Annotated in this window: 10 protein-coding genes and 1 tRNA gene; 1 reads left to right on the forward strand and 10 read right to left on the reverse strand. The window is 40.7% G+C overall.

The window, feature by feature from the left end:
• Nucleotides 1-3 precede the first annotated feature (3 nt).
• From T487_RS0111260 to glmM, 10 genes are all read right to left on the reverse strand, one after another.
• The gene (locus T487_RS0111260) at nt 4-1923 is read right to left on the reverse strand and encodes a site-specific DNA-methyltransferase (protein ID WP_031577232.1); all 1920 of its coding nucleotides are present in this window, start codon (nt 1921-1923) and stop codon (nt 4-6) included.
• Nucleotides 1920-2816, reverse strand: coding sequence for a hypothetical protein (locus tag T487_RS0111265; protein ID WP_031577233.1), 897 nt, complete (start codon nt 2814-2816; stop codon nt 1920-1922). The genes T487_RS0111260 and T487_RS0111265 overlap by 4 nt, the downstream gene beginning before the upstream one ends.
• Nucleotides 2816-3427: a DUF4391 domain-containing protein gene (locus T487_RS0111270; RefSeq protein WP_031577234.1), complete on the reverse strand. Its 612-nt coding sequence runs from the start codon at nt 3425-3427 to the stop codon at nt 2816-2818. The genes T487_RS0111265 and T487_RS0111270 overlap by 1 nt, the downstream gene beginning before the upstream one ends.
• A gap of 4 nt (nt 3428-3431) precedes the next feature.
• Complete coding sequence (locus tag T487_RS0111275; protein ID WP_031577235.1) at nt 3432-6665, reverse strand: helicase-related protein; 3234 nt, start codon at nt 6663-6665, stop codon at nt 3432-3434.
• A 603-nt stretch (nt 6666-7268) separates the two neighbouring features.
• Complete coding sequence (locus T487_RS0111280; protein ID WP_162178253.1) at nt 7269-8249, reverse strand: Abi family protein; 981 nt, start codon at nt 8247-8249, stop codon at nt 7269-7271.
• Nucleotides 8250-8632: 383 nt separating this feature from the next.
• A tRNA-Ser gene (locus T487_RS0111285) sits at nt 8633-8723 on the reverse strand.
• A gap of 72 nt (nt 8724-8795) precedes the next feature.
• A complete protein-coding gene (locus tag T487_RS0111290) occupies nt 8796-9311 on the reverse strand; it encodes a cysteine hydrolase family protein (RefSeq protein WP_031577237.1) in 516 nt (171 codons plus the stop codon).
• A gap of 93 nt (nt 9312-9404) precedes the next feature.
• Entirely contained in the window at nt 9405-10322 is a 918-nt protein-coding gene (locus tag T487_RS0111295) for an aldo/keto reductase (RefSeq protein WP_031577238.1), read from the reverse strand.
• A gap of 147 nt (nt 10323-10469) precedes the next feature.
• Nucleotides 10470-11087: a hypothetical protein gene (locus T487_RS0111300; RefSeq protein WP_031577239.1), complete on the reverse strand. Its 618-nt coding sequence runs from the start codon at nt 11085-11087 to the stop codon at nt 10470-10472.
• Nucleotides 11088-11221: 134 nt separating this feature from the next.
• Nucleotides 11222-12568 (reverse strand): phosphoglucosamine mutase, encoded by a 1347-nt coding sequence (gene glmM / locus T487_RS0111305; RefSeq protein ID WP_031577240.1) that lies wholly within the window; start codon nt 12566-12568, stop codon nt 11222-11224.
• A gap of 203 nt (nt 12569-12771) precedes the next feature.
• On the opposite strand from glmM, the gene T487_RS0111310 reads away from it, so the two are divergent.
• Nucleotides 12772-13257 carry a NusG domain II-containing protein gene (locus tag T487_RS0111310; RefSeq protein ID WP_051651685.1) on the forward strand — a complete coding sequence of 162 codons (486 nt, stop codon included), beginning with the start codon at nt 12772-12774 and terminating at the stop codon, nt 13255-13257.
• The last annotated feature ends 1 nt before the right edge of the window (nt 13258 follow it).

A 13258-nucleotide genomic window follows, 5' to 3' on the forward strand; every position in this document is an offset into this window, starting at 1 on the left:
CCCTTAAATCACTCTTACAGTGGTATTCGGTGCGAGAAGTTTGAAAATCTCGACCACATTTATTTTCTCTGGCGAACTTGTAAAACTGCTATCACGAAATACTACGCGAAGAGGCTGACGACTTGCAATCTCTCGGACCACCTTCTCAGTAATGCGCTCCTCAAAACAAGCTATTAAGTCACCTTCGTTATACGTGTGAACTGTGAAGCCATCAATCTTTTCATGAGTGTGAGGTAATGAAAGAGGAAGTCCCCAGTCAAGCAGACATCCAAACAGAAGATCCATATCTGTTCGGTCTTCCTTGATGTTTGACTGAAGCATAGAAATCATGTCTTGAGTGTAATCGCCTGCAGCATAATAAACATCGTTCATATTCGTTTCATCGAGTTTGAGGACGCGGAAGCCGATGTCAAGGTTTTGAGCAGTCAATCCAGCTTCGGCTTTGATTTTATCACCAGCACGGCGGATACGTTCTTTACCAATTTCACAAATATTAACATAACCAGCTTTATATGCATCTGACTTTTCATCTGCACATTCAGGGAGTTGTACCATTATAAACTGACGGTTACCACCATCCTCAGCGTTTAGTCGCATGACAGCGTGGGCAGTAGTCGAAGATCCAGAGAAGAAATCAAGAACAATGTCACTATGTGATGTTGATAATCTTAGTATCCTTTCAATTGTTCCCAGCGGTTTTGGTTTCGGAAAAATTCTTTTATCAAATCCCAAATCAATAAATTGTTCAGTACCTCGTTCGCTATTAACATCTTTGAATGTCCAGGAAGTCGTAGGTTTGACTAAACTACGTCCTTCTAAATAATCCTTTTGCATAATGCCCCACACTCTTCGTGTAGGCATAAATTTTGCTACGAGGTCACTAATCTGTTTGTTAGCTGTATTTAAACCCCACCGCCAATTCCCCTCTTTTCCGTCTTCACGCTGAGGAAATATGGATATGAAACCTTGAGGAGCATTCTTTTCAGTAGTCGGATACAAATCCCCAGTTTGTTCATTATAGTGGAAGTAATAAAACAGATTAGGTCTGTCTTCTCGCAAATCATTTTCGCCAGTTTTACGTAAATCAATCTCGCGATATTTTCTACCTTGCGCATCTATTTTGTTATAACGCTTTGTTATTTCTTCTGTTGGTTCAAATCCGTACCAAGTCAAGGTCGTTATATTTTTCGCATAAACTAAAAGGTACTCATGTGCCGTCGCGATATATTTATCGTCAGAGCGTCCTTTGGGATTGTTAATATTAGCAATACAACCTATGAAGTTACTAACTCCGAGAATCTCATCACACATTTTACGTGAATTGTGAATTTCGTTTTCATCGATGCTAATGAAAATTACCCCATCATCACTAAGCAGATTCCGCGCCAATACAAAACGAGGATACATCATGCTACACCAGTCGGAATGAAAACGTCCATTTGTTTCAGCATTCTTAACCAATCGGTTATTTACTTCGTCATAAAGCCCAGATTCTTCCTCGTATTCTTCCAGGCTCTTTGAGAAGTCATCGAGATAAATGAAGTCATTACCTGTATTATATGGTGGATCGATGTAGATCATCTTAACTTTACCAAGATAGCTTTCTTGTAAAAGTTTTAGAACTTCAAGATTATCACCTTCTATGTAAAGATTCTCAGTAGTATCCCAGTTCTTACTTTCTTCAGGACATGGGCGTAGAGTTTTCCTAATAGGCTTTCCAGCTTCAGCTATAGCTGCTCGCTTGCCCACCCAGGTAAACTCATATGCTTCATCGGTGAACACGCCTTCACCAAGCATAGAGCGAAGCAGATCAATATTTACTTTTCCTTCAACGACTACGCTAGGGAATAATGTGGCAAGTTTTTCTATGTTCTCAGCAGTAAGATTCGGGGTCTCAAATTTCATTTTATCAGCGATGTTCATTGGCGGTGTCCTCCTTGTTGATCCTTGCGGAATGTTCCTATTTGGTTTATCGCGGCTTTCAATACCTGAAAGCAAATCAGTGCAGTATGCTTGTCGGGGAAAAAGTTTGTACTCATTTGCTCATATGGATGAATGTAATTTCTGAAATCGCGCACAATATGGCTGAACTTCTTAACATCCTGCTTCAGAAGTCCCACCTCAGACGCGGCATCTATGTAGTTGTTTAGCGTCCAGTTAGGAAAAGTTCGCACTTTGCCAGTGTCCTTGTCTTTCGGAGCACAAGAGGTTCGATTGAACTGTTGTGGATAGGTTGTTGCCATACCAAGCAATATTCCCTCCATAATGCTCCCAATTAATAATATAGATGCCAACGATGCTCCACCACCGATACAAGTTTCGACCTCTTTAAGTCGCAATTTGATTATCTCACCCACATTCGAGTCTAATCCCAACGAGTCAACGTTGACATCGAAGGGCATCTTAAGAAACTCGTCTTCCTTTATCTCGGCGGTTGCACTTTTGCCGCTGTTAACAATAACTTTGTCGAGTCGTTTGAATGTGATTGTATCGTTATCGCGTATAACCACCCACTTATCGAAAGCCAAGTATTGATTGAATTCGGCAATCAGATTATCCAATTCAGCTATTCGCCCTATATAATTCACGACGGCAAATGTATTACGAATACACTTATCTAATTCAGGTTTTCCATTAATTTGTTGTAGTTTTTCATCGGTGTATGCCCACCTCGATGGGAAGCCCTGTGCATACACATCGTTAAAGCCTAAATGATTGAAAAAGCTGACGAGTTCATAGCCTTTCCGGTAGTCTGCTGTGTTATCGCCATTTATGATAATTCGAAGTTTTTCGAGTGTCTTTGCACTAAGTTGCATTATCCCAATCCCTCCAAATCAGTTCTCAACCGTTTTAATTCGCAATTCAATTCCACTTGGCGGTTGAACTGCTTTTCCCGCAATATTTTCTTTTCTAATCCGGCTATTTCACGTTCAATTTTTTGCCGTATTTTATCTTTTTCAACAGCTTCGGCTATATCTCCCTCTGAATCTAATCTTCCGCCAGCTATATGGCGTGCAAGATTTCCATAAACGGTATCTAGATTTAATCCATCAAGCTTTAGCGTGCTTCCATCTATTCGAAACCAGTCAGAGTTGTAGAATGTACCTGATGCTTCGATCCAAGTTTGAGCAACATTTTCAAAAGTCAGCACGAATAAAATTTTGTATGGGATTGCCTTATTTATAGCCGTCAAAACACGTTTATCCAAGCCGCGCTGCCGCAAGGAAATTTCAAATACTTGTATTTCTTTAACATTCTCACCGGGAGCCAAGCCTACTGTAGTATCAGACAGTTTATTTCTCCAGATAATCGATTCAATTTGATTTTTTATGATGTCGCGCAACTGGGTAGTCATTGTTGTGTTAGCATAAATTTTTTCCTTTGACACACGCCGGTTGACTTCAGTTGAACGGGGTAATCCTAACATATCTTCACCTCACCACCAGGAAGCAAATCATCTCAAAGTCATCCAGACCGCTTATCTTGTTATTTAAGGCTGAGGTGCCGCAAATATTAAAAAGACTGTCAATATCGTTTTCCTCTTTCACCTCAATGATGGATGTTATTGCATCTGTAAGAAGGGTTGAGATACTTTGCATATCCCGACCATCTTTTGTCTCAATATTAAACTCACGGCAAACATCCATGACCGGGGTGTTTATTCCTTTGCATAGTGACCTGAATTTATCGAGAAGTTCCTTAGGGGAAAGATGATCACAGATTACTTCCCCATCCGTTCCAACATAAACCATATAAAATGGGTGAAGTCGATTTTGCATGTCTATATTTACACTGTTATTCAGGTTCTTGAGAACGAACACGACTCCAGGAGGACAATCCTCTGAAGCAGGAACCACAGCGTGAAGTCCGTAGGGGATCGTATCCATGTCGCCGTTTTGTTTTACATATTCAAGCAGATCAAGCCTGAATTCATTCAAACCCAAGTCCATAATGGATATCCCTGATTGCATATCTTCGATATCCACAACTTCTTCCTGAAGTCGTTTGAGTTGTGCTTTGCGGTATTCGAGATCGCCCTTTTCTTCTGCATTGATCAGATCGTCATCACCAGTGGCTGTCATGATCGAAATGCGCATCCTGGTTTCGACTCGTCCTTTGAGGGAGAGATACTCATCCAGATCCACATCCGGCCAGAAATTAACAAGTTGAATTACAGTATTATGGCTGCCTATACGATCGATTCGTCCAAAGCGCTGGATAATGCGAACTGGATTCCAATGAATATCATAATTAACACAGAAATCACAGTCTTGGAGGTTCTGGCCTTCTGAAATACAATCTGTTGCAATCAAAACAGAGATATCATCTCGATTGTTTGGCATCAAAAGATTCTTATCCTTGGAGATCGGCGAAAACAATGTCAGTACATCATTCATGGACGCTCTTTGACCCTTGATGGTGGTCCTGCCTTCAACACTTCCCGTTATTATTGCTGAGTCCAAGTCAAATCGCGACTTCACGAAATTACTTACATTCTTGTAAAGATACTCGGCAGTATCGGAGAATGCTGAAAAAATCAGGATTTTTCGATTGCCTTCATTAATCGGATTTTTCAGTTTGCTCTCAATCAATCCTAACAGAGTTTGGAGCTTAGTATCATGTTCAGGTGTAATATCATCGATCATGATTTTCAGAAGTCCTAGTGTTTCAGCATCTTCGGAAAGCCTATCTCTCCAAGACTTATAATCCATATCCGCAAGATCAATTTTTATACTATGTTCAGCAGCGAAGTACTCTGTATTGCGATCATCATCATCGAAATCAACATCATCACCAACAAGTTCGCGCCCTTTGATAACTGAGCCACCCCCTACTGTGAACGCATCGATCTCATCAATTGTATCATCAATAAGTTTCTTAACGCGACCTAAGGTTAACCGAAAGGACTCCACAGAGCTTTCAAGTCGTTTCAAGAGGTTAATGCTCATCAGACGTCGAATTCCCATTTCTCGCCCCGCACGGTTTATGTTAATGGATGTATCGACATACTTTCCCAATTGACTCGGAAAGATAAAGTCGGTTGGTATATATACCGAGAGGTTTAGTCTCATCAATTGCTCATAAATTTCACTATAGTTGATTGATCCTACCAGGTTGCTGAGAGCCGGACGAAGGGAAAGCGGTTTTAATCGTTCTGGGAACGAACCAATCTCATTCATGTTGTAATATTTCTCGATGTGCTTGCGAGAACGGGCGATTGTTACGCTATCCAGCACTTCAAAAAAGTCAAAATCCAGAGATTTTAGGAGCATCTCCGTAGTTCTATCCCCATCATTTTGCTTATTCCAATTATTAAACGCCTTTTGGGCATTTCTGAATATCTCATCAATCGGCCGTTTGGTTCCAAGCTTGTCATTAATAAGGCTTGGATTACCTTCGTATGCTAGTTCAAGCTGATTCCTCAAGTCAATAAAGCGGTTGTTTACCGGGGTTGCTGAAAGCATCAAGACCTTTGTCTTAACACCAGCACGAATGACACGGTTCATAAGTCGAAGGTAGCGGTTTTCACGGCGATTATCACCATAAACTTCGCCGCCGTTTCTGAAGTTATGAGACTCGTCAATGACAACCAAGTCATAGTTGCCCCAATTTATTCTGCCCAAATCCAGACCATTTGATTTGCCACGCTCTCTGGAGAGGTCAGTATGATAAAGTACGTCATACCGTAATCGATCTTCTGCAATTGGGTTATTTACATAGTTATCTTTAAATGTATTCCAGTTATCTGACAGTTTTTTAGGGCAAAGGACAAGTACAGAACGATTTCGATTCTCGTAATATTTTATTACAGCAAGTGCAGTGAATGTCTTACCAAGTCCTACGCTATCAGCAAGGATGCACCCATTGAATGTTTCGAGCTTGTTTATTATTGCAAGAGCTGCATCCTTCTGGAATGTATAAAGCTTGTTCCAAATCTTACTGTCCTTAAATCCAGTAGCTTCATTTGGCAATACATCCTCAGAAATATCTTCCAGAAATTCATTAAAAATATTATAGATTGCAACAAAATATATAAATTCTGGAGCATTTTCGTTATAAGCTGCAGTAATGCCGTCAATGACTTGCTCAGTTACATCCTGCATCAGATTTTTATCGTTCCAAATTTGTCCAAACATACGAACGTACTCGTCTGAAAGTGGTGCAAACATTTTATTGACCGGATTGATAATGTTGTTACCGCGTTCACCCCCAATGTCGGCAGTGGTGAAACCATGGAGTGGCATATAAGTTTTGGATTCTTCCCCAATTACATTCATAAAACTGCTGATGTTACCACCAGTTAAGTTTGAGCGGAATTTTACTTTCTTACGAATCCAATCCGCACATTCGCGAGCAATCGCCTTTTGTGTCAATTCATTGCGGAGCTTCACTTCAAATTCAGTACCATACAGGGAGCGCTCACGATCCAGGCGAGGAATATAAAACTCCCGTTTTTCTTTCGCAGCTTTCTCGTGCAGGAATGTCGGGGAGGTGAAAATAAAGCGCAACTCTTCAATGCCATCAAGCTGTTTCTTGAGGGCCTGGTAAGCGTATATAGAAAAACATGCAGCCGCAATGGACAGCTTGTCTCCTTTTTTTATTGTAACCATCAAATCGTCTTTTACAGTTTTACTAACGTTATCAAACAATTCCGGCATTTGCATAATTTTCCCTCATTTCTAAGAGTATTTTTGTCTTCTTTCGCTGCATAATACATAAATTACTACAAATCGTTACCCAGCCAACTTAGCTTCCTTCCCCAGTTAACTTTGTTTACAGATTTTTTCATACATTCAATAATCAGAAGTATGAAAGTATTCTAGATTCGTGTAAGAATCAAATCTTTCATATGATAGCAATACAGTATCTATCGATTCGATTATAACATGATGAATTTTTAAATTGTGCAATAATATAGAGATATTCCTGATTTTTTAGCCTAAATCAACCATGATAAACATAGCATAATGACAAAAATTGTTTGATTGATGATATCCTTATCTCTAGGATAAGTCTTCATCAAGAGTATCACCTTCAAAACTTCCTTGTAGCAATCTCCTATCAATATCATTTAATCATACTATCAATATAGAAATACGGACAGTTGGCGACCAAATTATATTCCTTAAACTTATAAATCTTCATCTATATCTAGTTTTTTGAATAAAGCAAATAAAATCAGACTCAATATTAACAAATAATACAGAGTCTGATCGAAAGGTGCTAGTATTTAATTTGAAGGTGTATTATACTATCATTTTCTCGTATTATTGACATCTTTTTAATAGCTTATCACGCCAATCACTTCTGAATCCCCATCTATCAGATGACACTTTCTTAAAAAGATCATTTGTAAATGCAAGATCGAGCTGTGTGATTATTGTGCAGTTCCAGAAGTCCGCATCACTTGTTAGATTCTTAAGTATATAGACGTAGTCATAAATTAGATTTGTTTTCTTCAAAATATCCCTTCTATTTGTCATAGGTGTATGCGAGGTGGATTCATCAAAAAGCCTTACATTATGTGCCAGCAGGTTTCTAAAAATACTGAGCCCCCTCAAATAATTACTCATTAAGTCGGTCGAAATCTCGTACTCTCTAGCTACTTCTTTCATTATTTTTGTCGGGAGTACATTCTTATAAAGATTATGTATATTTCCAATTGTTAATATCTCAATAGCAGCCCAAATAGGAAGACAGCCCCAATATTTCTCACAGTGATGCTTTATAAATGTAGAATTAGCAGCTTTTTTTGTATATTCACTCTCGTAAAATTTAATAAACTCATTATGCTTATACCTTGTGTTGTCTATTAGGAATTTTTTATCCTTCTCGACTTTGTAATCTTCCGTTGGGAGTTTACTAATAAAGTACTCACTATACAGATAATTAATACTCCCGTCTATCGGATCATCCATAGCCAAATAATAGGCTATTTTTGTTTTTATATCCCGTTCAATGTAGTCTACTGCTTGTAAAAATATGCTCCGTAAGTGCATGTCAAATTGTATAATTTTATAGACTTCCTCAAAAGTTAGATCTGTTTCATAGTACTCAACACAATCTTCAGTTATTACTTTATATTTATGGAGGTATCCTGTAAAGTAGTAGTAATTTGTCGATAACAATATTCTTTTAGCTCTTTCTACATCATCTATCTTAAGCCCTTTCTCCTGCAATTTTTCCACTTGCTTTTCAATAGAAAGAGGTTTTTTTATAAGCTTCGAAAGCACTTTTTTATCAGGCAATATATGCATGTTATCGTTTACCTCCTAATAAAACGGAAACCGCCATTTTCCACATTGCACAAAAGCGCTAGAGGTGAGGCGGTCCTTATCATGATTCTATATTACGCTATTGATAGTTTTGTTGCAACATTCTACGTTATTTATACGAAATAATCAAATTGTTTCTTATATAGTCGCAAATACATTGAACTAATGTTACAACAATTATCCAATTGTAAAACATCAACAGAGCAAAATCTTCCAATTTAATACGATTGGTAAACATCGATGTTATATGCTTTCTAGTATTAATCAGCATGTCCTGAAGTTAAATAATACAAATAAAAAATCTCTGAGACTAGTATCAAGTAAAATACAAGCCTCAGAGATTCTTATTAAACTACTGGCGGAGAGAGAGGGATTCGAACCCTCGGTACGCGGTTAGCGTACAAAAGTTTTCGAGACTTTCACCTTCGACCTCTCGGACATCTCTCCACAACACACATAATATACCATTATATCCGCCCCTGTGACAAGAGAAAACAGCTAAAAACTTAATGCGCCCCCTTAAAGAACCTCCATAGAAAGCCCCTTCATCACATCCAGCGCTTTTCGTCCAAGTTCATCCTCCTTGGCTCTAGTCATATCCGTGCGAATGATGATTTTTGCATCAGGAAACAGGTTTCGAAGGACCACGGCATTAGACAGAACACATACAGCCGTATCCACTCCCACAAGTTCAATATGATCCATGCTCAGGTGATCCTTTCCTGCATTCGTCAGAGCTTCCATCAGCTTTTCCGGATGCACCGCATAATAGCCCTTTTTCACTGCCACATGACCTTTCAGAGCTTCCTTGAGAGGTCCATAAAGTTCGTGACCCCAATCCTTCTCTTCCTGGCTCCTTAGATCCTCTTCCATCTCATGATGATCATTTAGCGTGTAGACAACGGTCTCCCCGTCTGCCTTCGCCTTCTTTATTCTCGCAAGAATTCCTGGAACTATCTCTTCTCCACCAGGAACTGCCATGAGTCCTCGTTTATTATCCACAAAGTCATTTTGCATATCCACAACAAAAAGCAATCTTTTCCCCTCCTTGTAGAAAATGAGCTGGGAAAAAGGGGAAATCCCCCTTTCTCCAGCTCATACATAGCCTTACACTATTTCATAATCACATTATCTGAAGATGGCATTGATCTCATCAAATTCCTTCTTCGACAGCGTCACTTCTTTCGTTTTCTGATTCTCAATGATCTGATGGGCATTCTTTGCCCCAGGAATAATGGCATCGATGAAGTCCGTCTCCAGGTACCAGGCCAGCACCAGCTGGTAGACCTGACAGTCCTTTTCCTTGGCCAGATGCTTCAGCACTTCAATCTTCCTCAGATTCTCCAGATACTTGGTAGAGAAATTAGGATTCTTCAGCCTTCTTTCCGGAATCACCGTATCCTTTGTATATTTTCCTGTTAGAAGGCCAGCAGCCAGAGGGAAATATGGAATAAATCCAATGTTATTCTTACTGAGATAAGGAATGAACTTCTCCTCCTTCTCTCTTGTGAGAAGATTATATTCATCCTGAACCACATCGATGTATCCATCTCGGTTGGCTTCTTCCAGCTGCTCCAGAGTAAAGTTCGATACTCCGATCTCGCGGATCACTCCTTTTTCCCTGAGCCTTTGCAGAGCCCCTACAGCCTCATACTTCGGTGTACTCTCATCAGGGAAGTGGATATAGTAAAGATCAATATAATCAGTCTGAAGGCGCTTTAAGCTCTTATAGACCTCTTCCTCCAGAAATTTTGGACTGTTGTCCACCACAATCTCGCTGCCCTCTATCCGGTGGGCTCCTTTTGTAGCCAGAAGGACCTTATGCCTTGCATTGGACTTTTTAAGCACTTCTCCAATGACTTCTTCTGAATGGCCAAAACCATAGTAGTAGGCTGTATCAAAAAAATTCACCCCAAGCTCCAGCGCTTTCACGATCATGTGCTCGGAATCTTCCTCACTGATGGGATTATAGGATGGATTCCCCACGGCATTGGTTCCTAGACCGATGGGATTCAGCTGAAAATCGTCATAAATACTCTTCTTCAAATCTTGACCCTCACTTTCTAAAACATAGTTTCACTGTCTCTATTATACCCTAAGGCAGAAAGCAATGTCGAAGGAAGAAGTTTAAAGAAATCATGAACGAATGCATAAGAAAAGAGAGCCCTCAAGCTCTCTTTAAAGAACATTTTCTCATTTTGCTGAAAGACTGATGGTGACCTTCACATCCGTGACCTCTTTCAGTTCTTCTTTGCTTACAGGAAACAGTACATGCCGTGTGGCGATATCCATAGTACCAATCTCCGCAGCACGTCTTCTGATAAATACTTCTGCCACATTTCCTTTCACAAGGAGACTTTCTCCTGTGACTTCATTGGACCCTGAACTTTCCACCAGGATCACTGTGATAAACCCTTGGGTTTTAAAATATTCCTCATTCACTTTCTGAAGTGCATTGAGACTTCCATCATCTATAAAAAACGGATTCTCGAGGATGGTGTACTCCTCATTGTAGTCCATGAACTCCTCATATGTTCTGATGATTCTATGTTCGCTCTTCATATCCAAGGAGTCTGAAGTTCTAAAATTCATCACATCCAGAATCTGGCCACTATAATTTACAGCCACCTTAGGTGTCTCCGCTGGCACATCTTCTGCAGGTTCCTCCGCTGGAGCTTCCGCCACTTCCTCTGGAGCACTTTCGGTTACACCAACCGTATCTCTTTCTAAAGCAGTCTCTTCTGCTGCCATTTCCTGTGCTCCACAGGCTGTCAGGAATAACATAGACAGTATAAGTAGTATTCCTTTCATCGCTTCACCTCCTATACTTATTTAAACATACACGTGCATATCATAGATTGCGAAATAATAACAAAAATAAAACAAATCATTACAGAGAAATGAGAACGGCACAGATTTATCTTGCGCTGTTCTCATTCATATTATTATGCAATCTTGCTCTTGATGAGGTCTGCGATTTTATGGGCAGCGGCATCAATCTCTTTCTGATCTTCGCCTTCCAGCATGATTCTGACTAAGGGCTCGGTTCCAGATGGACGGATCAGCACTCGGCCTTTACCTTCCAGACTTTCTTCCACTTCACGGATGAGGTCCATGACCTCTTCATCAACCTCATGGATGTTCTTGAGCTCATTAGGGATCTTCACATTGACTAGGACCTGAGGCAGCATTCTCATGACGGATGCCAGCTCAGAAAGGGTCTTTCCTTTCTGCTTGACAATACCAGCCAGCTGAATGGCAGTGACAATACCATCCCCTGTGGTGTTGAAGTCCTTAAAGATCACATGGCCGGACTGCTCTCCACCGATGGAGTAGTTGTTTAAAAGAATATCCTCCAGCACATAGCGGTCTCCCACAGCAGTGATGGATACCTTAAGACCCAGTTCCTTCGCCGCAAGCATCAGCCCCAGGTTACTCATAACGGTGACTACAATGGTGTCATCCTTGAGTTTTCCCATCTCCTTCAGGTAAAGACCTGCAATGAGGATGATGAAGTCTCCGTTGACCAGTTCTCCCTTTTCGTTCACTGCAAGGCATCTGTCAGAGTCTCCGTCAAAAGCAAGACCCAGATCGCATCCCTTTTCCACCACAAACTTCATGAGATCCTCCGGATGGGTGGATCCGCACTTTTCGTTGATGTTCACGCCATTGGGTTCATGATGGATGACAAAAACTTCCGCGCCCAGCTTTTCAAAAGCTTCCGCTGCAGCCAGGTAGCTTGCGCCATTGGCACAATCCAATGCAATCTTCAGACCAGAGAGATCTCCCTCTAATGTATTCACCGCAAAGGCCACATAATCTTTTGTGGCATTTTCTGCACGGCTCACATGGCCAATGTCTTTTCCTGTAGGCACTGAAACACCTTCAAAATTCCCTTCAATGAGCTTTTGGATTTCATCTTCCAACGCATCAGACAGCTTCAGACCTTCGCGGTTAAAGAACTTGATGCCGTTGAACTCTACAGGGTTGTGGGAGGCAGAGATCATGACGCCCGCATCCGCATCATATTCACGGACAAGATACGCCACAGCAGGTGTAGGCACCACGCCAAGGAGTACAGCTTCAGCACCAACGCTTAAGATTCCTGCCACCATGGCAGACTCCAGTAAATCTCCAGAGATTCTCGTGTCTTTCGCCACCAGGATCTTTGGCTTATGTGCACCTTTCGTTAATACCAAAGCACCAGCCTTACCCAGCTGAAACGCCAGCTCCGGTGTCAGCTCACTGTTGGCGATTCCTCGAACGCCATCTGTTCCAAACATTCTTCCCATACAATACCTTCCTTATCTCAAATTAATTCTCTCGTGTACTCTTAAACAATTTTCACATGTCTTATTATATATCAGATGTAGAAATCATAGCAAACCTTTTAGCTTATTCCTTGATTTCCAAGGAAAATTTCACTTTTTTTCAAGTATATCCTATATTGACATTTACCCGGACAGATTATACTATGAAATCCTGGAGTGTCACAGTGATACCAACCTTTTTTCACAAGTCAGACACCTGGGAAGGAAACCTCACCATGATCAGCACCTTCAAAGAAATCTATGGCAGCTACCCTCTTAAAAAATGGGATATCGCCTTACTCTTTTTCTTCGTATTTCTAAGCTTTATGCCGCCCCTTTATTTCCACCTTACCCAGTCTCCCACAGTAGGAGATAAAGTCATCATCGTGGAAAAGGATGGTAAGGAGATTTTCCGGCATGCTTTAGATGAAACCATGGCTCACGAAATAAAGTTTCCGTTTATCCATAACGGAGAATCCTATGAAGGAAATCTAGAATTGAAAGATGGCGCTGTGAAGCTTCACAGACTGCCGGAAGAGATTGTTCCCTTATCCATTCATGAGGATATGGGCTGGATCTCTGAAAGCTATGAAGTCATCGTAGCTCTACCTGTGAAAATGGTCGTCAGAATATCGAGCAGTGAAGTAGATGAGGTGGATATTACCACCTAGT

This window comes from Proteiniclasticum ruminis DSM 24773 (genome assembly GCF_000701905.1).
GTDB classification, from domain to species: domain Bacteria; phylum Bacillota; class Clostridia; order Clostridiales; family Clostridiaceae; genus Proteiniclasticum; species Proteiniclasticum ruminis.